This window comes from Marinobacter sp. AL4B, from assembly GCF_019916045.1.
Taxonomy (GTDB): domain Bacteria; phylum Pseudomonadota; class Gammaproteobacteria; order Pseudomonadales; family Oleiphilaceae; genus Marinobacter.
Window position 1 is genome coordinate 1,178,889 of sequence record NZ_JAILWZ010000013.1, and the last position, 25,559, is coordinate 1,204,447.

General features: G+C 53.6%; 24 protein-coding genes. 20 read left to right on the top strand and 4 right to left on the bottom strand.

The genetic code is table 11. From position 1 onward, the window contains the following. Positions 1-73 precede the first annotated feature (73 nt). The 13 genes from K5L82_RS15705 (at position 74) to K5L82_RS15765 (ending at position 13,430) form a co-directional block, all read left to right on the top strand. Positions 74-1,360 (top strand): sensor histidine kinase, encoded by a 1,287-nt coding sequence (locus tag K5L82_RS15705; RefSeq protein WP_223134797.1) that lies wholly within the window; start codon positions 74-76, stop codon positions 1,358-1,360. After that, positions 1,357-1,800, top strand: coding sequence for a response regulator (locus tag K5L82_RS15710; RefSeq protein WP_262492671.1), 444 nt, complete (start codon positions 1,357-1,359; stop codon positions 1,798-1,800). Before K5L82_RS15705 ends, K5L82_RS15710 begins: the two co-directional genes overlap by 4 nt. After that, positions 1,787-3,511 carry a putative bifunctional diguanylate cyclase/phosphodiesterase gene (locus K5L82_RS16760; protein ID WP_223134798.1) on the top strand — a complete coding sequence of 575 codons (1,725 nt, stop codon included), beginning with the start codon at positions 1,787-1,789 and terminating at the stop codon, positions 3,509-3,511. The genes K5L82_RS15710 and K5L82_RS16760 overlap by 14 nt, the downstream gene beginning before the upstream one ends. Positions 3,512-3,543: 32 nt before the next feature. After that, positions 3,544-3,975: a hypothetical protein gene (locus K5L82_RS15720; RefSeq protein ID WP_223134799.1), complete on the top strand. Its 432-nt coding sequence runs from the start codon at positions 3,544-3,546 to the stop codon at positions 3,973-3,975. 165 nt (positions 3,976-4,140) lie between these two features. Continuing rightward, a complete protein-coding gene (locus tag K5L82_RS15725; RefSeq protein ID WP_223134800.1) occupies positions 4,141-5,703 on the top strand; it encodes an ABC transporter substrate-binding protein in 1,563 nt (520 codons plus the stop codon). A gap of 80 nt (positions 5,704-5,783) precedes the next feature. Then, a complete protein-coding gene (locus K5L82_RS15730; protein ID WP_223134801.1) occupies positions 5,784-6,833 on the top strand; it encodes an ABC transporter permease in 1,050 nt (349 codons plus the stop codon). Next, entirely contained in the window at positions 6,830-7,762 is a 933-nt protein-coding gene (locus K5L82_RS15735) for an ABC transporter permease (protein ID WP_133006706.1), read from the top strand. Before K5L82_RS15730 ends, K5L82_RS15735 begins: the two co-directional genes overlap by 4 nt. A 4-nt stretch (positions 7,763-7,766) precedes the next feature. Further along, the gene (locus tag K5L82_RS15740) at positions 7,767-8,765 is read left to right on the top strand and encodes an ABC transporter ATP-binding protein (RefSeq protein ID WP_223134802.1); all 999 of its coding nucleotides are present in this window, start codon (positions 7,767-7,769) and stop codon (positions 8,763-8,765) included. Next, complete coding sequence (locus K5L82_RS15745) at positions 8,762-9,772, top strand: ABC transporter ATP-binding protein (protein ID WP_223134803.1); 1,011 nt, start codon at positions 8,762-8,764, stop codon at positions 9,770-9,772. The genes K5L82_RS15740 and K5L82_RS15745 overlap by 4 nt, the downstream gene beginning before the upstream one ends. Positions 9,773-9,841: 69 nt before the next feature. Continuing rightward, positions 9,842-11,134: a Xaa-Pro dipeptidase gene (gene pepQ, locus K5L82_RS15750; protein ID WP_223134804.1), complete on the top strand. Its 1,293-nt coding sequence runs from the start codon at positions 9,842-9,844 to the stop codon at positions 11,132-11,134. Between the two features lie 99 nt (positions 11,135-11,233). After that, positions 11,234-11,440 carry a bacterioferritin-associated ferredoxin gene (locus tag K5L82_RS15755; RefSeq protein ID WP_133006702.1) on the top strand — a complete coding sequence of 69 codons (207 nt, stop codon included), beginning with the start codon at positions 11,234-11,236 and terminating at the stop codon, positions 11,438-11,440. Between the two features lie 151 nt (positions 11,441-11,591). Further along, positions 11,592-12,068, top strand: a complete 477-nt coding sequence (gene bfr, locus K5L82_RS15760) for a bacterioferritin (RefSeq protein WP_133006701.1) — start codon at positions 11,592-11,594, stop codon at positions 12,066-12,068. A gap of 9 nt (positions 12,069-12,077) precedes the next feature. Then, complete coding sequence (locus K5L82_RS15765) at positions 12,078-13,430, top strand: phosphomannomutase (protein WP_133006700.1); 1,353 nt, start codon at positions 12,078-12,080, stop codon at positions 13,428-13,430. 131 nt (positions 13,431-13,561) lie between these two features. On the opposite strand, the gene K5L82_RS15770 is transcribed toward K5L82_RS15765, so the two are convergent. Both K5L82_RS15770 and K5L82_RS15775 read right to left on the bottom strand, forming a co-directional pair. Then, positions 13,562-14,668, bottom strand: coding sequence for a phospholipase A (locus K5L82_RS15770; RefSeq protein WP_223134805.1), 1,107 nt, complete (start codon positions 14,666-14,668; stop codon positions 13,562-13,564). An 11-nt stretch (positions 14,669-14,679) separates the two neighbouring features. After that, a complete protein-coding gene (locus tag K5L82_RS15775; protein ID WP_223134806.1) occupies positions 14,680-15,018 on the bottom strand; it encodes a hypothetical protein in 339 nt (112 codons plus the stop codon). Between the two features lie 206 nt (positions 15,019-15,224). Between K5L82_RS15775 and K5L82_RS15780 the strand changes: the two genes are divergently transcribed. Further along, positions 15,225-15,632: a c-type cytochrome gene (locus tag K5L82_RS15780; RefSeq protein WP_133006697.1), complete on the top strand. Its 408-nt coding sequence runs from the start codon at positions 15,225-15,227 to the stop codon at positions 15,630-15,632. A 48-nt stretch (positions 15,633-15,680) separates the two neighbouring features. Here the strand turns inward: K5L82_RS15780 and rep are convergent, their stop codons facing one another. Continuing rightward, a complete protein-coding gene (gene rep, locus K5L82_RS15785) occupies positions 15,681-17,699 on the bottom strand; it encodes a DNA helicase Rep (protein ID WP_223134807.1) in 2,019 nt (672 codons plus the stop codon). A 144-nt stretch (positions 17,700-17,843) separates the two neighbouring features. Here rep and K5L82_RS15790 point away from each other — a divergent pair, with 144 nt between their 5' ends. From K5L82_RS15790 to rmf, 4 genes are all read left to right on the top strand, one after another. Then, on the top strand, positions 17,844-19,571 hold the full coding sequence (locus K5L82_RS15790) for a putative bifunctional diguanylate cyclase/phosphodiesterase (protein WP_223134808.1): 1,728 nt from the start codon (positions 17,844-17,846) through the stop codon (positions 19,569-19,571). Positions 19,572-19,627: 56 nt separating this feature from the next. Continuing rightward, positions 19,628-21,949: a Tex family protein gene (locus K5L82_RS15795; RefSeq protein WP_223134809.1), complete on the top strand. Its 2,322-nt coding sequence runs from the start codon at positions 19,628-19,630 to the stop codon at positions 21,947-21,949. 62 nt (positions 21,950-22,011) lie between these two features. Further along, a complete protein-coding gene (gshA, locus tag K5L82_RS15800; RefSeq protein WP_223134810.1) occupies positions 22,012-23,568 on the top strand; it encodes a glutamate--cysteine ligase in 1,557 nt (518 codons plus the stop codon). A 113-nt stretch (positions 23,569-23,681) separates the two neighbouring features. Next, a complete protein-coding gene (gene rmf, locus K5L82_RS15805; protein WP_133006692.1) occupies positions 23,682-23,900 on the top strand; it encodes a ribosome modulation factor in 219 nt (72 codons plus the stop codon). A 9-nt stretch (positions 23,901-23,909) separates the two neighbouring features. On the opposite strand, the gene fliL is transcribed toward rmf, so the two are convergent. Continuing rightward, entirely contained in the window at positions 23,910-24,371 is a 462-nt protein-coding gene (gene fliL, locus K5L82_RS15810) for a flagellar basal body-associated protein FliL (protein WP_207924300.1), read from the bottom strand. Positions 24,372-24,430: 59 nt separating this feature from the next. Here fliL and K5L82_RS15815 point away from each other — a divergent pair, with 59 nt between their 5' ends. Beyond that, complete coding sequence (locus tag K5L82_RS15815; RefSeq protein ID WP_133006691.1) at positions 24,431-24,937, top strand: disulfide bond formation protein B; 507 nt, start codon at positions 24,431-24,433, stop codon at positions 24,935-24,937. Between the two features lie 109 nt (positions 24,938-25,046). Then, on the top strand, positions 25,047-25,526 hold the full coding sequence (gene rsd, locus K5L82_RS15820; protein WP_133006690.1) for a sigma D regulator: 480 nt from the start codon (positions 25,047-25,049) through the stop codon (positions 25,524-25,526). The last annotated feature ends 33 nt before the right edge of the window (positions 25,527-25,559 follow it).

The window sequence follows — 25,559 nt, forward strand, 5'->3', positions numbered from 1 at the left end:
ACTATTGTTAAAGCAATAACCAATCAATCGATCTCGTGCATGTTGCGAGTAGTCAATGTCAACGGGGAAGGCCATGGCTGACACAGGATCCCTCCTGCCGGAGTGGCTGGATATGACGTTCATGGGGCATGGCCATTGCTACCTCTGGCGTTCTGACCTCTTAGCCCTTCATGCTATTTCCGATACGCTCATCGCGGCCGCCTACTTTACCATTCCCCTGGCTTTATACGTGCTTCTCCACAAACGCAAAGACATCGAGTTTGAATGGATGTTTTTGTTGTTTGCGCTTTTTATATTTTGTTGTGGCGTGACCCACCTAATGGCGGTCTACAACATCTGGAACGGAGCCTATTATCTCTCCGGGTTTCTCAAGGCGCTAACGGCGGTGGTTTCCTTGATAACCGCGGCTCTTGTTTGGCCTCTGATCCCACGGGCGTTGGCTTTGCCTCGACCGGCAGAATTGCAAGCTGCCAACATGGGATTACAGTCGGAAATTGTTCGCCGCACTGAAATAGAACAAAACCTTGAAAAGGCGCGATTTGATCTGGAAGGGCAGATCGAAGAACTGACCCGCACCAAGCAAAGGCTGGAAGAAGAAATTGAGCAGCGCCGACGCCTGGAGAAACAGCAGCAGCACCAGACGCGTGCGCTTGAACGTTCCAACGAAGATTTAGAGCAATTTGCTTTTATAGCGTCCCATGATCTTCGGGAACCGCTGCGAAAACTGATGGCGTTTACCCAAATGCTGATGACCGGTAAGTACGGAGAATTCAACGAAAAAGGCGAACAGTTTGTACGGTATATACGGGAGGCGGCCGAGCGTATGGATGCCTTGCTTAACAGCTTGCTCAGTTACAGTCGAATCAGTTCCAGCGACGAAGGTCACGGAGAGCTGAGCTTGCAGCAGGTTGTTGAAGACGCAACCCGGGATCTTCAGCTCCGTATCGAGGAGAGCCAAGCGACGATTAAGGTGGGTGACTTGTGCTGGGTTCGCGGTGATCCAGCGCAGCTTCGGCAGCTGATGCAGAACCTGATCGGCAATTCATTGAAATATTGCCCGCCCGAGACCCCGCCGGTGATCGAGATAACTGCTCGCCCGAGTATGTTGCCCGGTCGCTGCGAGGTGACCGTCACAGACAACGGGATTGGGTTCGACGGCGCCTATAAAGATCAGATCTTTGACGTGTTTAAGCGGCTACATGGTCGGGGTGAATACGAGGGGACCGGAATGGGCCTTGCCATTTGCCGCAAGATTGTGGAACGGCACGGTGGCTCAATCATTGCTGAGAGTGAGGAGGGTAAAGGTGCCCGCTTCCGGTTTGACCTGCCGCAGGCTGCTGGCTCGGGAGACAGCTTTTGAAGTCCGTACCGATTCTAATGGCTGATGACGACCCGCTCGATCAATTGCTGACGAAAGAGGCCTTTGAAGAGGCAAAGGCGGTGAATCCACTCTACTTCGTCGATAATGGCGTTGAGTTGATGCGCTATTTAAGGCGCGAGCCGCCGTATACCAATGAGGTTGAGTATCCCATGCCGGGGCTGATCCTCCTGGACCTGAATATGCCGAAAATGGATGGGCGAGAATGTCTTACTGAAATCCAAAAAGACCCGCGTCTCCGGTTTCTGCCGATCATCGTGATGACCACCTCTAATAGAGAAGAGGAGGTGCTCAAAAGTTATCAGTTGGGAGCCAATTCTTACATTGCCAAACCAGTGGATTTCGAAAAACTGGTGGCCCAGGTGAAAGCATTTCACGCCTATTGGTGTTCAGTAGTGGAGTTGCCTAGTGGTAAGCAATAAGAAAACGATTCGGGTTCATATTATCGACGATGACCCCGCTGATTTCCTTATTCTGGACGAGTTGCTCCTAGGCTCGACACGTTATCGGTTTCAGTTGTGCCATTTTGGCACGCTGGACGAAGCGCGCCAGGAATTGTTGGCGCCGGAATGCGATGTGTTTCTGGTGGATTATTTTCTGGGGCGGGAAACCGCCTGTGACATCCTGCGCGAAGCCCGACGGATCCATTGCGAAGTTCCGATTGTGGTTTTGACTGGGGCCGATTCGCAAACAATAGACGATGAGGTGCTCGAACTGGGCGCCGCCGATTTTTTGCCCAAGGGTGAAATCAGTTTGTCGTTGCTGGAACGTACGATTCGCCATGCGATCCGGCACAAAGAGGCTGAGTTAGAACTTCAGAGTTTGGTGAAGCGAGACCCGTTAACAGGATTGGGCAATCGCCTGCTGTTTGAAGAAATTCTTGAAAGCTCGCTGGCACGGTGCAAGCGCTCAGGCGGTAAATTGGCCGTGCTGTTCCTTGACCTCGACCGCTTCAAGGAGATCAATGATTCGCTGGGCCACCCCACAGGTGATTTGTTGTTGTTGTTGATATCGGATCGCTTGAAAGCGGTTGTTCGTGAGTCTGATTTCATTGCGCGGATTGGCGGTGATGAGTTCACTATTCTCATCGATGATCTGCACAGTGTTGGTGATGCCTTGGCCGTCGCCGATAAAATCGTACTTGCCTTATCACGCCCGTCACCGGTGGGCGCTCACGAGTTAAATATCACCGCCAGTGTAGGTGTCGCGTTGTATCCGGAAAACGGCGATACACCGATCAAACTGATGCAAAAAGCGGACATTGCGCTTTATGAGGCGAAACGAAACGGGGTTAGTAAGATTCAGTGCTTTACGGCCAATTTGCAAACCCAGCTAGAGCGACATCTCTATATCGAAAAAGGGTTGCGGTACGCGTTGGAGCACGACCAGTTTGAATTGTATCTGCAGCCGCAGTGGGCGCTGGAGGACCAGCGTTTAACGGGGTTTGAAGCTTTATTGCGCTGGCATGTGGGTGCCGATGAGATGATATCTCCGTTCGAATTCATTCCGGTTGCCGAGAAGACTGGCCTGATTGTCCCCGTTGGAGAGTGGGTGGTATCGAAAGTCTGCGAGTACTTGCGAGAGTGGTTACAGCAGGGTGTATCGGATTGCCGAATTGCCCTCAACGTATCGCCACTGCAACTGAAGTCCGGCAGGTTTGTGGATGCGCTAGAAACGCTGGCGGCATCAAACGGGATAGCGCTGGAGCAGCTTGAAGTTGAAGTCACCGAGGAAAGTTTGCTGGACAGTGGTGAGGAACATGGGCGGGTAGCAAACGAGCTGGTTCGGTTGCGTGCCCTGGGCGTTAAAATAGCCATCGATGATTTTGGGACCGGGTACTCCTCCCTGCGTTATCTACGGCAATTCCCAGCTGACATCGTGAAAATCGACAAAAGTTTTGTATCGGAAGGTTCGGTTGAATTGAAGGAACCGGAGATCTGTACCGCAATTGTGACCATGGCAAAGTCCTTAGGCATGGAGGTCATAGCCGAGGGCATCGAAACACCCCAGCAGTTGGCGTCCCTTCGTGAAATAGGATGTTCGCTGGGTCAGGGATACCTCGTGTCCGAACCCCAGAATTTTAAAGAAGCCAGTGAATGGGCTTTGCGGGGGCGGGCGGACGGTAAGGCATAGTGACGACCCAGGCAGAAAGTTAGGGAGAAACGATGTTATATCCACGGAAAGCCGGTTTGAACGTGTGGTTGATTGCCGCGAGCAAAGAAGGTGACGACCTCGAAGAAGCATTGCGCATGAACGCCTTGGGTCACAATCTGACGGTGATGGCTAGCGAGGGGGAGTTTGATGAGCGTGTCGCTGATCTCTCAGAGGATTCCGATGCGTTGCCGCATTTGTTGATGTACTTGATCAGGGACGAGGCGGCCGGTGTCGATGATTGGCTTATGAAAGTGAAATCATCGAAGCGATTCAGTCACGTGCCCGTGATCATTTTTTACTCGGAACAGGCGACATTTGACCTCGCCAGACTGTATTCGAACGGCGCAGCGTCAGTGATCCGAGTTCCCGTCCGTTTTCAGGGGTTGGTTGAGGTTATGCGTGTGATTGAGGCCTATTGGTTCAAAGTAGCGCTAACCGCATAAGCTACAAACACATAGAACAGGCCCTCGCCGTTTCATCCAGCCAGACTCCTGACGAATAATTACTATTGATGTAATGTGCTTTGCCAGCTAGCTTTGAGCTTAGACGTCGAATGCATATAGAGCATCGATGCGTCCAAAATTCTTATAATGATGATGGGATACGCGATGAAAAAATTATTAGCAGCTTTTGTTGGTTCCATGGCGCTGGCGGCTGCGCCGATAGCTATGTCCGCCGAAGCAACGAAAGAACTGAAGATAGCGTACGATTCCGACCCGGTTACACTGGATATCCATGAGCAACTGTCTGGCGGTATTTTACAGTTGTCCCACATGGCATTTGATCCGCTCGTGCGTTGGACAAAAGATCTCGGGTTCGAGCCGCGTCTGGCTGAAAGCTGGGAGCGTGTTGATGAGAACACCATGCGCTTTACCTTGCGCAAAGGCGTGAAGTTTCATTCTGGTAACGAGCTCACCTCGGCGGATGTAAAGTTTACTTATGACCGCCTGAAAGAAAGCCAAGACTTTAAGGCCATCTTTCAGCCGTTCAGCGGCATTAAAATCATCGATGATTATACCTTCGAGCTTATGACCGCTGAGCCGTTTCCGCTTCTGCTGAACACGGCGACCTACATTTTCCCGCTGGATAGCCAGTTTTACAGCGGTGAAACCGAAGACGGCAAAGATAAAAATGCCATCCTTAAACACGGCAACTCCTTTGCTTCCGAGAACCTCTCTGGTACTGGGCCTTTCACCGTTGCGGATCGTCGCCAGGGTGTGCGCGTTGAATTTGAACGCTTTGACGACTACTGGGACACCGGGTCCCCGGGCAATGTGGGCAAAATTGTCCTGACACCGATTAAGGAAAATGCAACTCGTGTATCAGCTTTGTTGTCCGGCGGTGTGGATTTCATTGCGCCGGTGCCGCCGAACGATCTGGACCGCATCAAGCGTGATCGCAACAGTGAACTGGTGACCATGAGCGGTACCCGCATCATTCTGTTCCACATGAACCAGGAACGGGTTGAAGCCTTTAAAAACCCGAAGGTGCGTCAGGCGGTTGCCTACGCCATCAACCAGGAAGGCATTGCGGCCAAGATCATGAAAGGCTTTGCCACGCCAGCAGCCCAAATGTCACCAGCGGGTTATCAGGGCCACAACGAAAATCTGAAGCCGCGATTTGATGTGGCCAAAGCCAAGCAGCTGATGAAAGAGGCAGGTTACGAGGACGGCTTTACCATCACTATGATGTCGCCTAACAACCGTTACGTGAATGATGACAAAATTGCTCAGGCGGCTGCAGCAATGTTGGCTCGTATTAACATCAAAGTGGATCTGAAAACCTTGCCGAAGGCGCAGTACTGGCCGGAGTACGATAACCGCTCAGCGGACATGATGCTGATTGGCTGGCATGCCGATACCGAAGACTCAGCGAACTTCTTCGAGTTCCTGACCTTCTGCACAGAATCCGATTCTGGCGCTGGTCAGTACAACGCGGGCAACTACTGCAACCCGGAAATCGACGCACTGGTGAAGAAAGCCAACGTCGAAACCGATCTCGACAAGCGTGCTGCCATGTTGCAAGAAGTTGAGCAGCGCTTGTACGATGACGCCGCTTTTGTACCTTTGCATTGGCAGGATCTGGCCTGGGCGTCTAAGAAAGGCGTCAACATTGCACCTGTACTCAACGTGATGAACTTCCCGTATTTGGGTGATCTCGTTGTTGAATAACAGGCACTAGTTCCTGCATTCAAACCCTTCTCCCGCAATGGGAGAGGGGTAAACTAGTACTCACCAACGGTAAAACCTCCATGCTAGCGTTTTTGGTTCAGCGGATATCCCAGGCGTTGCTGGTCATGTTTGTGATCAGTGTGATTGCCTTTGCCATACAGGATGGCCTCGGGGACCCGCTTCAGGAAATGGTAGGCATGTCCGTTTCAGAAGAGGAACGGGAAGCCATTCGAGAAGAATTGGGATTGAACGATCCTTTCTTGGTCCAGTATTTCCGGTTCGCCGGGAACGCTATTCAGGGCGATCTGGGCAACTCTTATTTTTACAGCAAACCGGCACTTGAGGTCATTGCCGAGCACCTGCCTGCAACGCTTGAGCTCGTCATCGGCGCCAGTTTGATGATTATACTTTTATCGGTTCCGATCGGGGTTTATGCGGCCATACGGCCACAAGCCTGGCTGTCTAAATTCTTCATGGGTGTGAGTACAGTGGGGATCTCGATCCCGGTGTTTCTCACGGCCATTGTCTTGATCCAACTGTTCTCCATCGGCGTTACCGTGAATTGGTTCCCGAGTGACACCGGGTGGGGCCAATGGATGAACGAATTTCTCACCACCGAAGGCGGCTTGCCTTCCTACGGCCGCGGCGATGATCTCGTTCATCTGTTCGGCACCTGGCATTCTGGATTGTTTACCCGCGAAGGGTTGGCGCACCTGTTGCTGCCGTGCATCTCTCTGGCCTCGATCATGTTGCCGTTGTTTATCCGCTTGATCCGCGCGGAAATGATGGAAGTGTTACAGAGCGACTACATCCGTTTTGCCCGAGCAAAAGGTTTGAGTGCCGGCCGGATTAACTTCCTTCATGCTTTGAAGAACACCATGCTGCCGGTGATTACCGTTGGCGGTGTGCAGATTGGCATCATGGTGGCTTATACAATTCTAACCGAGACGGTGTTCCAGTGGCCCGGATTAGGGCTGATGTTCCTGGAAGCCATCACTCGCAGTGACATCCCGCTGATCGTGGCTTATCTGATGGTGGTAGGTCTGATCTTCGTGATAACCAATACTCTGGTGGATTTGATCTACGGATTGGTCAACCCCACCGTCAAACTGGCAGGAAAGAAAGCATGACAACGGCAACGGTTTCCCGCTGGGACCGCTTCCGCGAGTCCTTTTTCTGGTACAGCTTCAAGCGCGACAAGGTGGCTATCGCCAGTTTTATCGTCTTGCTGCTGATGGTGTTGGCGGCGGTGTTCGCGCCCATGCTGGCGCCGGCTGACCCTTATGATCTGGCCCAGATCGACATCATGAATTCTGAGTTGCCGCCGGCCGGGCTGGATGGCTCCGATCCGGCATTCCCTTTAGGTACCGATGCCCAAGGCCGGGATATGCTCTCGACCATTTTGTACGGCACCCGGGTGTCGCTGATGATTGGCTTCGGCGCGGTCTTGCTGCAATCGATTTTGGGTGTGCTGTTCGGCCTGTTGGCTGGCTATCTAGGGGGTAAAGTTGATGCGGTGCTGATGCGTATTGCTGATGTTCAGCTGTCCTTCTCGACTCTGATGGTGGCCATCATCGTGGGTGCGGTCTTCAAAGCCAGTTTCGGTAACCTGATGTTCGGTGAAATCGCCATCTACATGTTGATCTTCATCATCGGTGTGGCCGAATGGCCACAGATTGCCCGTACCGTGCGCGCCTCGGTGCTGGCGGAGAAGAAGAAAGAGTATGTCGATGCCGCCAAGGTAATGGGCTTTGGCACACCGCGCATTATGTTTCGTCATATTTTGCCGAATACGCTGTCGCCGATTTTTGTTATTGGCACGGTGCAGATCGCCAACGCCATTATTTCAGAAGCGGCGTTGTCGTTTCTCGGCCTGGGTATGCCGGAAACCCAGCCGTCGTTGGGCTCCTTGATTAAATCCGGTTTTGACTACATTCAGAGTGGCTCCTGGTGGATCACATTGATTCCGGGGTTAGTGCTGGTGGTGCTCGTACTGGTCATCAATCTGTTGGGTGACTGGTTGCGGGATGTAATGAACCCACGGCTGTATAAGGGGTAACGCCATGGCACTGTTGGAAGTAAAAAATCTGGATGTGCGTTTTGCTGTGCGTGGTGGTGATTTAACGGCCTTGCGCGGCATCAGTTTCAGCCTGGATAAAGGCGAGCGTCTTGGGTTGGTAGGGGAGTCCGGTGCCGGTAAATCGGTGGCGGCGTTCTCTATCCTGAACTTGATCGCCAAGCCTGGCTACATTGCCGGTGGCCAGATTCTGTTCGAAGGCAAAGATTTGGCGGCCATGAGCGAGCGGGAATTGCGCAAGATTCGTGGCAACCGTATTGCGATGATCTTCCAAGACCCGATGATGACCCTGAATCCAGTGCTCACCATTGGCACGCAAATGGTCGAGGCCATTCTGGCGCATCGGAAAATCAGTAAGAAAGAAGCTCGTGCGATTGCCTTGGACCGGCTTCAGAAAGTGCAGATCCCGTCGCCGGAGAAACGGTTGGATCAGTATCCCCACGAGTTGTCTGGTGGCATGCGCCAGCGCGTGATCATTGCCATCGCCCTGTTGCTGGATCCGGAAGTCATCATCGCCGATGAGCCAACCACCGCGCTGGATGTCACCATTCAGGCCGAAATCATGGACTTGCTGCTCAATCTGTGTGAGCAGGAAAACGTCGCACTGATGCTGATCACCCACGATCTGGGGGTGGTATCTCAGGTGACGCAGCGGATGTTGGTGATGTATTCAGGCCGAATTATCGAACAGGGCCCGACCCGCGACATCATCAACAACGCTCAGCACCCCTATACCGGTGGTTTGATCAGCGCTTTGCCACAAATGGGCGAGCCCGGAGCAAGACTGTTCCAGATTCCAGGCTCGATGCCGTCCCTGAAAAAAGTACCCACCGGTTGCCCGTTCCACCCTCGTTGCGAATATGCGACCGATGAGTGCCGGCAGGTTATGCCGGACTATGTGCAGGCAGGGAAGGTGGACGTGGCATGTTTCGAAGTCAGCAAACGGATTGAACAGGAGAAACACATGCAGGAGGAGTGCCCATGACCTCCCCCTTGGTTGAAATTCGTGGCTTGGAAAAACAGTTCGATCTGTCCGGCAGTTTGCTGGAGCAAATCACCTTCAAAGACGGGCGCTTCCAGCGTAAACAGGAAGCCGTTCATGCCATTAACGGCGTAGACCTTCAGGTGCACAAAGGCGAAGCGTTGTGTGTGGTGGGTGAATCGGGTTGCGGCAAATCAACGGTGGCACGTACCGTGATGGGGCTGCTATCGCCGACTGCCGGCGAAATTCACTATGACGGTAAGCGCATTGATAACCTGACGGGGCGTGATGCGCTGCCGTACCGTCGTAAAATGCAGATGATTTTCCAGAACCCCTATGCGTCATTGAACCCGCGTATGACCATTCAGCAAACTCTGGAAGAACCGGTACGCTTTCATCAGCCGGATTTATCTCAAAATGAAATACGCGCCAAGGTTCAGGAAGTGATGCAGTCGGTCGGGATTGATCCGGATTGGGGCGCGAGGTTTGGGCACGAATTCTCTGGCGGTCAGCGCCAGCGTATCGCGATCGCTCGCGCGCTTGCGGTAGATCCTGAGTTTATCGTAGCCGATGAGCCTATTTCCGCGTTGGACGTTTCTATTCAGGCGCAGGTGCTCAACCTGATGATGGAAGCGCAGGAAACCCGCAACCTGACTTACCTGTTCATCACCCACGACTTGGCGGTGGTTGAGCACTTTGGTACCCGGGTGGCGGTGATGTATCTGGGCCGGGTGTGTGAGCTGGCGGACACGAAAACCTTGTTCGCTAATCCTCGACATCCTTACACGCAAGCATTGTTGTCTGCTATTCCAAAATTGGAAGATGAGCGGCCCAACTACATTCGTTTGCAAGGAGAAGTGCCAACGCCGGTGAATTTGCCTTCAGGGTGCGTTTTCCACGGCCGTTGCCCGCACGCCAACGAACGCTGTCGCATCGAGGTGCCGAAGCTGATCGCGACCGATGCCAGCGTTCAGGTTGCTTGCCACGGAGTGGAAGAAGGACGGCTGTAACAACCCCAGGTTTTACGGAAGGCAGCAGGGAGGCTCTCTTCAACGACACTAACTGAACAGGAACCCGAGATGCCGGACACCGATTTGCTGATGCTTCAGCGAGATCACATCAAAACGCTTCAAACCCGATACCAAGCCGCGTTGGCGGAACACGGGTACGATGGGTTGATGATCAGCTCCGGAGCGTCGCCTCTGCAATACGGTGACGATCAGGGTTGGGTGTTTCAGGGCTATGGTCCGTTCTTGCACTGGACTGGCTTGGCCGGGTTTGAACACGCTTGGCTGTTGATCCGGCCGGGGCGCAAACCGTTGTTGTCGTTGTATCAACCGGTGGATTTCTGGCATGCGACCTTGGAACTGACAACGGAGCCTTGGCACGAGGAAATTGAGCTCACCTACCGCGACCATCGTGCGGCGCCGGAATTCGATGACGTGAGTGAATTAGCCGTTATCGGCGATCCCAACCTGCTCGTCGGTTTACCCGGCACTCACAACCCAGAGACATTGTGTGTCGCACTGGATGAAGCTCGAGTGCACAAAACTCCCTACGAAATCGCTTGTCTGGCCAAGGCCAACGTAATAGCGGTGGCGGGTCACCGCGCCGCACGCGATGCCTTTTTGGCGGGTGCCAGCGAGTTTGATATCAGCTTGGCTTACCAACAGGCAACCCGGCAGCGTGAAGCTGAAGCGCCGTATAACAGCATTATTGGCATCAACGAACACGCCGGCACGCTGCATTACCAGTACTACGATACGGCAACCCCGACTAAATCTCGCAGCCTGTTAATTGATGCCGGTGTGCGTTACCGGGGCTATTGCTCTGATATTACCCGCACCACCGCCGGGGTAGAGGAAGGTCGTTTTGCCGCTTTGGTGCACGGGCTTGAGCAGCTGCAGTTTCGTTTGTGCGACATGGTCGCACCGGGCGTGGAGTATGTGGATATTCATCGCCGCACTCATCAGGGCATTGCGGCCCTCTTGAATGCCGCGGGTCTGGTGACCGGGCTGAGCGACGAAGACATGGTGACTGAGGGAATCACTCGGGCATTTTTCCCCCATGGCATTGGTCATTTTTTGGGAGCGCAAGTGCACGATGTGGCCGGTAAGCCGGTCCCACCTCCGGACGACGCTCCGTTCCTTCGTCTAACAAGAACATTGGAGCCCGGGATGGTTGTGACCATCGAGCCTGGACTGTATTTCATACCCTCTCTGCTTGAACCGATACTGGAAGGGCGTTTGGGACAGTACCTAAACCGCGAACGGTTGGGTGAACTGAGGGGCTGCGGAGGTATCCGCATCGAAGACAACGTGGTGGTGACCGAGACGGGGAATCGCAACCTCACCCGCGAAGCCGAATCCTAATTTGGCATATCGCACAAAAATAACGCAACTGGGGTTGCAATTGGGGATGTGAATGACAATAATTATCACTAACATTGTTATCGTTAGTGAGAGCCCTCTATGTACGTATGCCTTTGCCACGGAGTTACCGACAGAGACATCCGCGAAGCCGCAGAAAACGGTGTTTCCTCTGTGCGCCAGCTTGGCAAAGAGCTGGGCGTGGGCACCCAATGCGGCCGCTGCGCCAGCATGGCCCGAAGCATTCTGAAAGAGACCCGTTCTTCAGACTATCTTGCGATGGCCAACCTGCTGGCGATGCCAGCCTGAGGGGTTTTTTACCCCTCTGATTTCGAAATAGGTTCTAACACGCTATCCTTGTCTCGTACTACGCGAAATCGAAAAGAGTTCGCTGAACCCGAAACAGCCGCCGGTCACCGTTTACAGCTTGAAACGGCCGCGGCGATCAAGGAGCGCTGCAATGAAAGGTGATAAAAAAGTCATCCAGTACCTGAACAAGGTACTCGCTAACGAACTGACGGCCATCAACCAGTATTTCCTGCATTCACGCATGTACAAAGACTGGGGCATCACCAAACTCGCCGCCAAAGAATACGAAGAATCCATCGATGAAATGAAGCACGCCGATCAGCTGATCGAGCGTATTCTCTTTCTCGAAGGCCTGCCTAACCTGCAAGACCTGAACAAGCTTTTGATTGGTGAGCATGTGCAGGAAATGATCGAATGCGACCTGAAAATCGAACACATCGCTCACGTTGATTTGAAAGAAGCGATTGCCTACTGCGAGCAGGTGAACGATTACACCAGCCGCCAACTGTTCCGCAGCATTCTGGACAGCGAAGAAGAGCACATTGACTGGCTGGAAACTCAGCTGGAAATGATCAAACAGATGGGCATCCAGAACTACATTCAGCTTCAGTCATCCGCAGCGGAGTAATTACTTACAATGGATCTGTCTTGCTTTAAGGCCTATGACCTGCGCGGCAGCGTGCCGGAGCAACTGAACCCGACCCTGGCCGAGAAAATCGGCCGAGCGTACGTCGAAGTCACCGGAGCGAAAAAGGTTATCGTTGGATACGACATCCGCTTGTCCAGCCCGGAAATCGCCGAGGCATTGAGCTCCGGTCTGATGGCTGCCGGTGCCGATGTGCTCGACATCGGCTTGTGCGGAACTGAGTACGTGTACTTCGCAACCAGTCATTACGGTGTGGACGGCGGCATCATGGTCACCGCCAGCCACAACCCCAAGCATCACAACGGCATGAAAATGGTGGGCCCGGAATCCCGGCCCATCAGCTCAGACAACGGCCTTAACGAAATCCGTGATCGGGTAAAAGAGCCGTTTGGCGATGCTCCGGTGCAAGGCAAATACGAGACACTGGAAGTCACCAGCGCCTACATCGACCACCTGTTGGGCTACATCGACGCGGCAGCCCTGAAACCGATGAAAATCGTGGTCAACGCCGGTAACGGTGGTGCAGGTTTGGTGATCGACGAACTCGAAAAACACCTGCCGTTCGAATTCATCAAAGTGCACCACCAGCCGGATGGAAACTTCCCGAACGGCGTGCCGAATCCTATCCTCGAAGAAAACCGCGCAGCCACCGCGGATGCCGTCAAAGAGCACGGAGCCGCCATGGGCATCGCCTGGGACGGCGACTACGACCGCTGCTTCTTCTTCGACGAAAACGGCCGCTTCATCGAGGGCTACTACATCGTCGGCCTGCTGGCAGACCAATTCCTCAGAAAAACCGGCCCGGGCAGCGTCATCCACGACCCCAGACTGGTCTGGAACACCCAGGACTTGGTTGAAGCCGCAGGCGGCAAAGCCATCGAAAGCAAAACCGGACACGCCTTCATCAAACAAAGAATGCGCGACGAAGACGCCGTGTACGGTGGCGAAATGAGCGCTCACCACTACTTCCGCGACTTCGCCTACTGCGACAGCGGCATGATCCCGTGGCTACTGATCGCCGAACGCCTGTGCCAGTCCGGCCAAACCCTGTCGTCCCTCATCGACGCCAGAATCGAAGCCTACCCGGCCAGCGGCGAAATCAATCGCACCATCAACGACCCAGCGAAAGTGATCGCAGCCATCGAAGAGAAGTACTCCTTCGGCGCGAAAAGTATCAGCTTCGTAGACGGCCTGAGCATCGAATTCGACAACTGGCGCTTCAATCTGCGCATGTCGAACACCGAACCGGTAGTTCGCCTGAACGTAGAATCCAGAGCGGATATCGCTCTGATGGAAGAGAAAACCAAAGAGCTGCTAGAAGAAATGGAAAAGCTGAACGCGTAACGAATGGCGTCCAGCACAAAGGTCGGGGCCGAGGTATCGGGTACACTGTCTAAAACATTCAGGGAAACCACGTTTTCCGTTTTAGACAGTGTACCCGATACCTCGGCCTTACTCTTTTGCTTAGCGAAGTGTTAGAGCCAGTCGTTCAACATTATCCCAATGCCAAACCGCTCAATCCGCACGTTATAGTCAATCAAGCTCTCCCCATACCCGTTGTAATACTGGAAGAACCCCTTCAACGAATCCCCCATAGGAAAGCTATACCCAAACTCAACCGACGTCCGATTATCTGACCGTAAATTATTCAACAGCTTCAAAGAAAACGTACGATCCTCCGTCAGCTTATACACCGCATGATAGCTGGCGTGCCCCAAATACCGCTCAATGTCTGCATTATCATCATCACTGCTTCGTTCAGGAAGTCGCAGCCAAGGCTTTACCATAAACAGCCATCGGTTATAGCTGTAAGCCGCTGAGCCGATAAGACGATTCCAGCTTCGCGAACGCGGATCCGCCTGCCCATTGGACTGATGATTCAGCCCTAACGACACCGTGTTTAACGTACCCGGACCAATGTTCCAATTCAGTTGATGGCGAAAAAACAACTCCGGCTCATAATTGGTTTCCCGAAACGGAGCCGATTCATCTTGGTTATACACCTGCCAAAGTGACTTCTGGGTATAGCCAAACCAGAACGTGGTCTTTTCATCGAAAATCCCCGTCAACAATGGAATCTTGAAGCTAAGTTGGTATTTCGCCTCCTCTCGGGTGAGATCATAATCGTAAAAGGTATGGCCTAACCGGGGGCTGTAAGGAGTGTAATTCGGGTCTTTCACCCAGGTCAGGGGCAAAATGTAATTGGGCTTGTGTGACACAAAACTGCCGGTGAAGTGGAACAGGCTCTTCTCTGCTTCTAGGTAACTGCTGACCAGCGAATCCATAACGCCGGCATCCGGATCATCCTCCAAAGCATTACCCACGATCTCCTCACGCTTCTCCTTGTCTATGGCCAAGACATCGGCACGTTTGTTTGCTTGCTCGACAGATTCCTCCTTTGCGTCTTCCCGAGCCGCCTTCGGATTGTGTTGAGCATCGTAACAAGCAAGCCGGCGAACGCCGTCTAGGATGAGCGCGCACTCCACGTTGTCCGAGTTTTTTTTATTGTCGGCCCAGGCGGGTAGCGCCGGAGCCAGAGTGACAAAGCACAGTGAAAAGGCAAGGTGAAATCGAAACGTCATGGGGGATTCCTTTAGCGGGCGTTGAGGCTAATCCATGTGTTGCCGATGCCGAACAGCCAAACACCCAGCAGCGTGATGGCGAGTAACGTAAAAATCACCTTGTGGCGGCCACGGCGCTCATCGGTGACGGCCGCGACCCAGCGTAAATACATCAAACCAATAAAACTTAAAAAGACACCGAGGCTGGCGATTGCTGGAACTAACAACCAGGCCGGACTGATAGGGTTATCGGCGTTGGATTGATTGCTGAACCAGCCCATCGAAAACAGAAGAATCGCCAAAGAACTAAACTCGAGAATCAGCAGGGGCTTGCGCCGTTTATCGGGTTGCTGGTCAGGTATTTGGGGCATATTTAGGCTCACAGATCGTGAAGGGTGGTACAGTAGTGCCTATGGTAACCGGAAACGAATAGCATTGGGTTGCAGCCTACAAAACTGTCATTAAATGGGTTGAAATCAAATTCTGATTCTGCTGTTTGGTTTTTTTGCAGGGGCTCAATCGCTATAATGCTGCGACCGAAATATTATAACGCTCAAATGCGAGGTGCATTGTGAAGATGAAGAGAGTCCTGGCTGTTGGTTTGCTTGGCTTTAGCTTGGCTGCCGGTACGGCACTGGCAAGTGTCGAAGATGAAATCCGTGAGCGCATCAAACCGGTAGGCGAGCTGTGTTTGCAGGGTGATGATTGCGGACAAGCGGTTGCCGCTTCGGCCAGCTCCGGACCGCGTTCAGGCAGTGAAGTTTATGAAGCTTCCTGCACGGCATGTCACGCTACGGGTGCTGCTGGTGCGCCGGTTGTTGGTAATGCCGATGCCTGGGCTCCTCGCATCGAGAAAGGCTTGGAAACCTTGTTTGAACACGCGCTCAACGGTTTCAATGCCATGCCTCCGAAAGGTGGTTGCGCCAGCTGTGGGGATGAAGAGATCACCGCAGCGGTTGAGCACATGGTCGAGTCAAGCCAGTAAGATTGGCTTGCAATGCAACAAAGCCCCGCAATGCGGGGCTTTGTTGGTTTATAGGCCAAGATCTCCGATCAGTGCGCTGAGAGTGGCCTTGCCTTTTTTCTGATTGGCCTCTTTATCCTGATCGCCCATGCCTTCCCACTTCACGTCTTCTTCCGGTAACTCGTCCAGAAAACGGCTGGGGATGGTTTCCAGCTTTTCGCCGTATTGTTTCCGTGAGGCGGCATAGGTCAGCGACAGAGTTTCTCGCGCGCGGGTGATGCCCACGTACATGAGTCGCCGCTCTTCCTCGATATTGCCTTCTTCAATACTGCTCCGGTGTGGCAGAATTTCTTCTTCAAGCCCCATAATAAACACGTGCGGAAATTCCAGCCCTTTCGAGGCGTGCAGCGTCAGCAGCTGTACCTTGTCGCTGTCATCTTCCTCCTCCCGCTGTTCCATCATGTCGCGCAGAATCAGTTTGGCGATGGCGTCTTCGATGCCCAGCTCGTCCGCAGTACCTTTGCCGTCGTCCAGCATGCGCTGGATGGACTCCACCAAATACCAGATGTTTTCCATCCGACGCTCCGCTTGTTTCGGGCTGCCGGAGTGTTGGTGTAGCCATTCTTCGTATTCAATATCAGTGAACAGCTGCTTGACCACCGGAATCGGATCTTCCGAAAACAGCCGCTCGCAGGTTTTGTCTACCCAATGGGCGAAACGCCGAAGGCGATCCAGCCCTTTCTCGGTAACGTGGGTTTCTGCGCCCATGTCGCTAAGGGCTTTGAACAGACTCACGTTGCGAGACCGGGAGTAATGGCTCAACTGTTCCAGCGTGCGAGGGCCGATTTCCCGGCGAGGTACGTTCACCACTCGCAGAAACGCCGCATTGTCGTCCGGGTTAATCAGCAACCGCAGGTATGACATGGCGTCTTTGATTTCGCTTTTGGAAAAGAAAGACTGACCGCCGGATAACCGATACGGGATCTGGTAGGCCTGCAATTTCATTTCCAATAGACGGGCTTGATGGTTACCCCGGTAGAGCACTGCAAAATCCTGGAAATTCAGTCCATTTTTAAGTTTTTGGTCCAATATTTCGGTGGCAACGCGTTCCGTTTCCGCATCTTCGCTGCGGCACCGGATGATGCGGATTTCCTCACCGATGGTGTGGTCACTCCACAGTGCTTTCTCAAACACGTGCGGATTGTTGGCGATAACGGTGTTGGCGCTGCGCAGAATCCGGGCCGTGGAACGGTAGTTTTGCTCCAATTTAACGATTTTCAGGCTCGGGAAGTCTTCTTTCAATTGCACCAGATTCTCTGGGCGTGCGCCCCGCCAAGCGTAAATAGACTGGTCGTCGTCGCCGACCACGGTAAACGCGGCGCGCTCGGCTACCAATTGCTTGACCAGCTCATACTGGCAGACGTTGGTGTCCTGATACTCATCCACCAGCAGGTAGCGAATCTTCTTGCGCCACTTCGCCAGTACGTCCGGGAAATCCCGGAATAGCTGCACGGGCAGCAGAATCAGGTCGTCAAAATCAACGGCGTTGTAGGCCTTCAGATACTCATTGTATTGCTTGTAGATAATGGCAATGCGTTGTTCCCGTTCGTCGGCGGCTTTGCTGTAGGCCTCGGCTGGACTGCGCAGTGCGTTCTTCCAAGACGAAATGGTCATCTGCACATCGTTCACTTCGTCGCCAGCCTCGGCACTACCGCCACGCATCATCAGATCTTGCAGCAGGGCTTTAGCGTCTTCGGCATCGAAAATCGAGAAGCCGGGGTGGTAACCCATATGCGGGTGTTCATCCCGAATGATGTTCAGGCCTAGATTGTGAAAGGTCGAAACAATCAGGCCTCGAGCTTTTCCACGGTCAACAATCTTGCCGACTCGCTCTTTCATTTCTCGAGCGGCTTTGTTCGTAAACGTCAGCGCGGCGATGTGGCGTCCGGGAATGCCCAGATCTTCAATCAGGTGGGCGATCTTTCGGGTGATCACACTGGTTTTGCCACTGCCTGCACCAGCCAGTACCAATAGGGGGCCGTCTGCGTAACGAACCGCTTCTCGTTGTCTGGGGTTGAGCTTGTTCACAGTATTGAGGCCAAATAAAAGAATCGTGCAGGAGGAGTCACTGTTTTTCTATTCTACACCAGCCCGGCAGTATGTACCTTCGGGATCTATACGCTATGCTAGAAACTACGGACGTTTCGCTTAACGATACATGGATCCCGTGCGATGACTTTGCCCCCCGACAGCAGGCACGACCGCCTGCGTCTTCTTGTTTTGACCCCTGAGTACACAGATTTTTTGTGGTATCAGGACATGCTGAGCGGTGATGCGGAACTGAGTCCCGATGCGACTTGGTGCCCCGATCTAATTGATTGTGACGACCTGATCTATAACGCCAGTTTTGATGTCATCGTTTGGGATTGCGTGTTTCATGCCGGATGTGAATCTTCCTTTCTTCAATATTTAACCGTCTCCGGTGGTGATAAGCCGGTTCTGGCGATCAGTGCTGAATCCAGCGAAGACAAGGGGCCGGAGATGCAAGCTGGCGGAGCGGCGGATTATTTGTGCCGGCAAGGTTTGGAAGCTTGGGGTTTTCGGCGTGCTGTAAAGTGCCTGTGGTATCGGGAGCAGCTTTCGGGGTTGTCGCACGGTCAGTTAGGTCGTGAAGTGGCCTCCGGCTTTATCAATCGGGATCTGTTTTTTGACCGTTTGCAGCAAGCTCTGTTACGCGCTGAGCGGACTAAAAGCCGGCTCGCGCTGATGCACTTGAATGTGGACAGCTTTCGCAGCATCAATGACTCCTTTGGTTACCAGAAAAGTGACCAACTCATTGTCCAGCTGGCTGATCGGCTGAGGCAGAAGTTGCGGCGCGTGGATTCTTTGGTCCGTATTGGCGGTGACGAGCTGGCGATTATTATTGAGAAAGTCGAGGATGCTCTGGATCTTAGTCAGGTCATTCGAAAGTTGGTCATGACTGTGCCAGAGCCAGTTGTGATTGATGGCCAGAGTATTGTGATCAGTGCCAGCTTGGGAGTGGCGACCTATCCGGAAGCCGGCGACAGTCCCGAGGAATTAATGCGCCGAGCAAATCGGGCTATGTTTGAGGCGAAACAGGATACCGGCACCAGTTACCGTTTTTATAATCGTGAATTGCACATTTCGACCGGGTATCAACTGCGGTTGGAAACCGACCTGCGCCATGCAATCCGGGCGCAGGAGCTGGAATTGTATTACCAGCCGCGGATAGACTTGGCGACGGGTGAGGTGCGCGGAATGGAGTGCCTGCTGCGCTGGAATCACCCGAAGCGAGGCATGATCGGGCCCGATGAGTTCATCCCGGTGGCAGAGCGCAGCGGGCTGATTGTGCCCATTGGCTACTGGGTGATCGATCAGGCGTGCCAGCGCTTGCAGGAGAGCGCCGAACTGGGCTTTCCCGGGTTGGTACTGGCGGTGAATTTATCGTTCCGGCAGTTCCACGATCCCAAAATGACCGAAACCATATTTCGGATTATTTTCAACGCCAATGTGGATACCAGTTTGCTGGAGCTGGAACTCACCGAAAGCGCCATGATGCACGATCCTGAATACGCCCAGCGTTGCCTGCGTGAGCTTAACCAACTGGGCGTTAGCTTTGCGCTGGATGATTTCGGTACCGGGTATTCTTCCTTGAGTAACCTGCAGCACCTGCCCATTTCATTGGTAAAAATCGATAAATCGTTTATTCAGGACTTGGGAAAGTCCGCGGATGCCGAGCACATTATTCGAGCCATTATTACGCTGGCCCACAGCCTGCACATGAGTGTCGTAGCTGAAGGTGTCGAGACTAAAGAGCAGCTGGCATTTCTGCAGCAGCAGCATTGTGACGAAATTCAGGGTTATTACTTCGCACGCCCCATGCCGTGGGATGATCTTGTTCAATTTTTGACCCAACAGAACCGGTCCGCTTGCCTGTAAGAGTAAGCCGCTGTACCTTTGCGCTTTAATTTCGCAAGCGATATCACAGAGGTTGCATGAACAGTATCTCCCAGCGCATTGCTGAAGAACTTGGAGTACGCGAGCAACAGGTTAACGCCACGGTTGCTATGCTGGACGAAGGAGCCTCGGTTCCGTTTATTGCCCGCTACCGGAAAGAAGTGACCGGCTCGCTGGACGACAATCAGTTGCGAACCCTGGAAGAGCGCTTGCGCTACCTGCGAGAACTTGAAGATCGTCGCGGGGCGATTCTTAAAAGCATCGATGAGCAAGGCAAACTGACAGATGAGCTGCGCGCCAGCATTGGCTCGGCCGACACCAAAAACCGGCTCGAAGATTTGTACCTGCCTTATAAGCCCAAGCGCCGAACCAAAGCTCAAATAGCTCGTGAGGCGGGTTTGGAGCCTTTGGCCGATGCCCTGTACGACGACCCCACACTCGATCCCGAAAGCACCGCTGGCGGTTACCTGAATAGCGAAGCCGGCATTGATGACATCAAAGCGGCTTTGGATGGGGCACGCTACATTCTGATGGAGCGGTTTGCCGAAGACGCAGAGCTGTTAGGCTCACTGCGAAGCTTTGTTTGGCAAGACGGGCAACTGAAAGTAACGGTAGTAGCCGGTAAGGAAACCGAGGGGGCCAAGTTCCGTGATTATTTTGATCATGTCGAACCGCTCAAGAAGGTGCCGTCGCATCGGGCACTGGCCATTCTGCGCGGCCGTAACGAAGGCGTGCTGACGTTTTCTATTGTCATGGGCGATGTGGAAGACGATCGCCGCCAGCCGCACCCGGCTGAACAGCGCATTGCCGCACATTGGAACATTCGTGATAACGGTCGAGCCGCTGATAAGTGGCTGGGCGATGTGGTGCGTTGGACCTGGCGTGTGAAACTGTCCACCCAGATCGAAACCGACCTGATGGCTCAGGTGCGCGAAGCCGCCGAGGCCGAAGCCATCAATGTATTTGCCGCCAACCTGAAAGACCTGCTGCTGTTGGCTCCTGCCGGGCCTCGACCTACGTTGGGCTTGGATCCCGGCCTGCGTACCGGTGTTAAAGTAGCGGTTATCGACGGCACTGGCGAGGTGCTAGATCACGGTGCGATATACCCACATGCGCCGAAGAATCAGTGGGATCGTTCGATCGCCCAGCTGGCGGCTTGGTGTCAGAAATTCAAGATTGAACTGGTCGCCATTGGTAACGGCACGGCGTCCCGCGAAACCGAAAAACTGGTGGCCGACCTGACCAAACTTCACCCGGAATTGAAGCTCGCACGTATTGTCGTGAACGAATCCGGCGCCTCCATTTATTCCGCGTCGGAATTTGCCTCCCGGGAGCTGCCAGATTTGGATGTAACCATCCGTGGCGCAGTCTCCATCGCCCGCCGCTTGCAAGATCCGCTGGCGGAGCTGGTGAAGATCGAGCCGAAATCCATCGGGGTGGGTCAGTACCAGCACGACGTGTCTCAGGTGCAGTTATCCCGTAGTCTGGACGCGGTGGTTGAGGACTGTGTAAACGGCGTCGGTGTGGATTTGAACACCGCATCCGTTCCGTTGTTGGCAAGAGTGTCGGGCTTAAGTCAGACCATCGCGCAGAATATTGTGGATTTCCGCAGCCAGAACGGCGTATTCAAAACCCGTAAGCAGCTAATGAAGGTTGCCCGCTTGGGTGAGCGCACATTTGAGCAAGCCGCGGGCTTCTTGCGCATCGCCAGTGCAGAAAACCCGCTGGACGGCTCTTCCGTGCACCCGGAAGCCTACGGTGTGGCCGAAGCGATCGCCAAGCGCAACAATCGTAAGGTGGAAAACCTTATGGGTGACACCAGTTTCTTGCGTAGCTTGAACCCGCAGGACTATGTCACCGAACAGTTTGGTTTGCCCACCGTGAAAGACATTATCGCGGAGCTTGAAAAGCCGGGCCGGGATCCGCGCCCGGAATTCCGCTTCGCCAGTTTCGAAGAGGGTGTTGAAACCCTGAACGACCTGAAGCCTGGAATGGTGCTCGAGGGCTCCGTCACCAATGTGACCAATTTCGGGGCTTTTGTGGACATTGGGGTGCATCAGGACGGTTTGGTACACATCTCGGCTTTATCTAATACTTTCGTCAAAGATCCCCGCGAAGTGGTGAAGGCGGGTGATATTGTGAAGGTCAAAGTTATGGAAGTGGATATTCCCCGTAAACGGATCGCCCTGTCTATGCGCATGGACGATCAGCCGGGCGCTGATACATCCACCAAGGCTTCCAAAGGCAATGATCGGGCGGGTAAACGTTCCAGTAGTAAGCCGCAGGGTAGCCAAGGCCAGGGTGCCATGGCTGGTGCGCTGGCTCAGGCTTTGGCCTCGGCGCGAAAAGACGGTCGCTGACCCCTATACATGATTCAGGTGGCATGCCTAATGAAAGCATGCCGCCGCTACAGGAGCTTACGATGGCTGATTCCCGCCACTCCCTGTTTTACCAGTTTTCCGCTTCCGATTGGGGCGGCTTTCTGAAAGGTGTCGAAAAAGAAGGTTTGCGGGCAGATGCCAACGGCTTTATCGCCCAAACACCGCACCCTTCCGCTCTGGGGGCCGCATTAACGCATCCTCAGATCACTACGGACTACTCTGAAGCCTTGTTGGAGTTGATCACGCCGGTGTTCGGTAACACCGAGGACATGCTCGCGTCGCTGCGGGATACCCACCAGTTCGTGCAGCAGAATCTCAAAGATGAGGTATTCTGGGCGGCCAGTATGCCGTGTGAGATCAACGGCAATGAGAGTATCCCGATTGCTGAATTCGGCACTTCCAATACCGGCCAGCTAAAACACGTCTACCGCCAAGGCCTAGCCGTGCGCTATGGCCGTATTATGCAGAGTATTGCGGGAGCTCACTACAATCTTTCGCTACCCGATAGCTTCTGGAAAAAATGGCAGGAAGTGACCGGGAATACCGGTGCGCTGAAAGACTTTAAATCCGAGCAGTATTTCTGGTTGATTCGGAATTTCCGTCGCCGGAGTTGGTTGTTGATGCTGTTGTTTGGAGCTTCGCCGGCACTGGATGCCAGTTTTGTGGCCGGTGTGAAACACGATCTTAAGCGTTTCGACGATCGCACTTGGGCCGGCACGTATGCGACCTCGCTGAGAATGGGCGATCTGGGGTACCACAACAATGCCCAGGCCTCGTTGAACATTTGTTTCAACGAGCTGACCACCTACACTCAGACGCTGGATCAGGCCATTCACACCGACTGGCCAGCCTACGAGACAATTGGTACGCGCCGGAACGGTGAGTTCATACAATTAAATACCAGCATCCTGCAGATTGAAAACGAGTACTACAGCGCCATTCGTCCCAAGCGTACGGCGGAACGTGGCGAAAAGCCGATTCAGGCGCTGGATGCCCGCGGAGTGGAATACATTGAAGTACGGTGCCTGGACCTTGACCCGTTCTCGCCGATTGGCATCAATCGGGAGCAAGTGGATTTTCTGGATCTGTTCTTGTTGGATTGCCTGCTTTCAGAATCTCCAGTGATCGGCAAAGACGAGTGCGACCGCTTGGATGACGGCTACAAAGACGCTGTTGCACAGGGTCGCTGGCAGGATTTGACCTTGTGTCAGGACGGTACGCGGGTGTCGGTAGGCCCAGCAGCCAAAGAGCTTCTGTTGCGTTTGCAGCCATTAGCTGAACTGCTGGACAGCTGGCAGGGCGGTGAAACGTATCAGGCGGCGCTGTCTGCCCAGCAAGCTAAAATTGAGGGCGACGACTGGTCAGTGCCTTCGGCGCGGGTGATGGAAGCCATGAACGCTTCGGGGCTAGGGCATCGTGATTGGGTGCTGTCTGTGTCGCAGCAACATAAGCAGACACTGACCGAAAATCCGCTGCCAGCGGAAACCTTGGCGCGCTTTGAAACCATGACCCGAGATTCCAAAGCCGAACAGGTCGCTATGGAAGCCGCTGATACCCAATCCTTCGCTGAGTTTTTGGAGGATTACCTGAAATCCTGAGCAGTACTGTGCGTCACAACTAAAAAGGGACGTGACGCACAGATTGCTGATCTGGGTTTGCGGCCTCAGTTACCTACTGTTACGTTGTGTAATACAAAGTAGGGAGACACGTTATGGCAAAGGACGGTGGGCTCGGTTGGGATGTCGAAGCGCTTAACAAAGCGTATCGCCAAGGTGCGATGGCTGGGTCTATGGGGATGGATAAGTCCCGTTGCCCTTATCGTGGAGAGGTGGTGATCGCAGCATGGGAAGCAGGCTGGGACGATGCGCAAGAGGCTGCGAAGGCTCAGAAACAGCAGAAGAACGACAACCTGTTCGCACGCATCGCCTGAATCAATGCGTTAACGCTGAACCACAAACTCCGTAAACAGCACCCCGGTGATTTGCTCCCCGGTTTGTTGCTCTTCAAGTACGCTGTTAATTCTTCGTGTGGCTTCTTCCCGCAAGGCTTGTTGCCCTTCCATCGATGACAGCTCGTCTAAATCCGTCTGTTCCCCAAACAGCATCACCAGTTCATGGCGCAGCCTTGGGGTGTGGGCTTCTACCTCCGGCCTTACCGACTCTCCGGAGGCTCGCAGAGTAACCGCGGCCTTCAGGTAGTTTATTTTGTTGCCCGGTTTGCCTATGTGGGTAACAAAAGCAGGTTTCATTTCGATGTAGTCAGTTACAGCCTTCTCCGCCGAAGCGTCTTCCTCTGTCTCCTCAGCCACAGCGGCGTTTTGCCACAAACTCACCGTGCAAAGTACCAATAGCAGGCGTAAGAAAAAAATCCGGTTCTTGGTCATGTGCTTAGCGTTATTCATAGGTTACGATTGGGTCCATCGAGTATTTGTACCTAACATCATGATTCCGAGGTGACGTTTTGACAAGCAGATGGGTGTTCGGCTTTGTGTTTTTGCTGTGTGCGGCGCTTTTAGGCGTAGCGTTTTATATGGAACACATCATGGGAATGAAACCGTGCCCACTTTGCTGGTTGCAACGTTTCGCTTTTATGGGGGTAGGCTTGGTCAGTTTGATCGCTTTTCTGCATGGTCCCGCAGAGATAGGCCGCCGAATATACGGGTTCCTCCTGGTCATCACGTCGGGTGCAGGTGTGGGTATCGCCGGTCGGCAGCTTTGGCTGCAGAACCTACCAGCGGATCAGGTTCCGGCGTGCGGGCCTTCGGTTGATTACCTGTTGCAGGCTTTGCCTTTGCTCGATGTCCTCAAAACCGCGCTCCGAGGCACCGGCGATTGCGCCGAAGTGGTATGGCGTTTCCTTGGTTTAAGCATTCCGGGTTGGACCGCTGTATTCTTTGCCGGGTTGGTTCTGATGGGTTTGGCTATGTTGTTTTGCCCACGCTGGTTCGGCCATAAGTTGCAGAACTGAAATAGTTGCGACTCACGGTAGCCTTGGGGTAACTTGATTAGACGAAAGCGAAGCCACTCGAATAATAAAACCAGTGAACTGGTTGCTTGGTCGAAGGGAGACAGGCGTCATGTTGGAGAATTGTCGGAATGCCAAGGAACGCTGGGGCGGCGTCAGTGAGCTGATTGACCGCTGGTTGAAAGAGCGGCAGCAGCTGCTGGTGCATTACTGCGAGTTGTCCGGCGAAAGCGAGCGCAGCCCATCAGAAGCGCTGAGTAAAAAGTTCATCCGGTTGTGCGAAGCGCTGGTGGATTATGTGTCGGCTGGCCACTTCGAAGTCTATGAACAGTTGATACAAGAAGCTCGGGACTTTAACGACGGTGGCTTGGAGTTGGCTGGCAAAGTGTATCCGGAGATTCAGAAGACCACCGAAGTGGCGTTGGCTTTCAATGATCAAGTGGATGGCCGAATCCTGACGCAAGAAGACATCGATACTTTGTTTAATGATTTGTCGCGCTTGGGTGAGGTGTTGGAAAGCCGGTTTGAGATGGAAGATTTTCTGATCGAGAACTTACACGATGCCCACGCGGAAAAGGTAGCCTCTGCCTGAGGCTGGAATTGCGTTGAGGCGTTGTTGAGTTCA

Coding starts and splice junctions, on each gene's coding strand:
- K5L82_RS15705 (WP_223134797.1), top strand. CDS start 74: ATGGCTGACACAGGATCCCTCCTGCCGGAGTGGCTGGATATGACGTTC.
- K5L82_RS15720 (WP_223134799.1), top strand. CDS start 3,544: ATGTTATATCCACGGAAAGCCGGTTTGAACGTGTGGTTGATTGCCGCG.
- K5L82_RS15725 (WP_223134800.1), top strand. CDS start 4,141: ATGAAAAAATTATTAGCAGCTTTTGTTGGTTCCATGGCGCTGGCGGCT.
- K5L82_RS15730 (WP_223134801.1), top strand. CDS start 5,784: ATGCTAGCGTTTTTGGTTCAGCGGATATCCCAGGCGTTGCTGGTCATG.
- K5L82_RS15735 (WP_133006706.1), top strand. CDS start 6,830: ATGACAACGGCAACGGTTTCCCGCTGGGACCGCTTCCGCGAGTCCTTT.
- K5L82_RS15740 (WP_223134802.1), top strand. CDS start 7,767: ATGGCACTGTTGGAAGTAAAAAATCTGGATGTGCGTTTTGCTGTGCGT.
- K5L82_RS15745 (WP_223134803.1), top strand. CDS start 8,762: ATGACCTCCCCCTTGGTTGAAATTCGTGGCTTGGAAAAACAGTTCGAT.
- pepQ (WP_223134804.1), top strand. CDS start 9,842: ATGCCGGACACCGATTTGCTGATGCTTCAGCGAGATCACATCAAAACG.
- K5L82_RS15755 (WP_133006702.1), top strand. CDS start 11,234: ATGTACGTATGCCTTTGCCACGGAGTTACCGACAGAGACATCCGCGAA.
- bfr (WP_133006701.1), top strand. CDS start 11,592: ATGAAAGGTGATAAAAAAGTCATCCAGTACCTGAACAAGGTACTCGCT.
- K5L82_RS15765 (WP_133006700.1), top strand. CDS start 12,078: ATGGATCTGTCTTGCTTTAAGGCCTATGACCTGCGCGGCAGCGTGCCG.
- K5L82_RS15770 (WP_223134805.1), bottom strand. CDS start 14,668: ATGACGTTTCGATTTCACCTTGCCTTTTCACTGTGCTTTGTCACTCTG.
- K5L82_RS15775 (WP_223134806.1), bottom strand. CDS start 15,018: ATGCCCCAAATACCTGACCAGCAACCCGATAAACGGCGCAAGCCCCTG.
- K5L82_RS15780 (WP_133006697.1), top strand. CDS start 15,225: ATGAAGAGAGTCCTGGCTGTTGGTTTGCTTGGCTTTAGCTTGGCTGCC.
- K5L82_RS15790 (WP_223134808.1), top strand. CDS start 17,844: ATGACTTTGCCCCCCGACAGCAGGCACGACCGCCTGCGTCTTCTTGTT.
- K5L82_RS15795 (WP_223134809.1), top strand. CDS start 19,628: ATGAACAGTATCTCCCAGCGCATTGCTGAAGAACTTGGAGTACGCGAG.
- gshA (WP_223134810.1), top strand. CDS start 22,012: ATGGCTGATTCCCGCCACTCCCTGTTTTACCAGTTTTCCGCTTCCGAT.
- rmf (WP_133006692.1), top strand. CDS start 23,682: ATGGCAAAGGACGGTGGGCTCGGTTGGGATGTCGAAGCGCTTAACAAA.
- fliL (WP_207924300.1), bottom strand. CDS start 24,371: ATGAATAACGCTAAGCACATGACCAAGAACCGGATTTTTTTCTTACGC.
- rsd (WP_133006690.1), top strand. CDS start 25,047: ATGTTGGAGAATTGTCGGAATGCCAAGGAACGCTGGGGCGGCGTCAGT.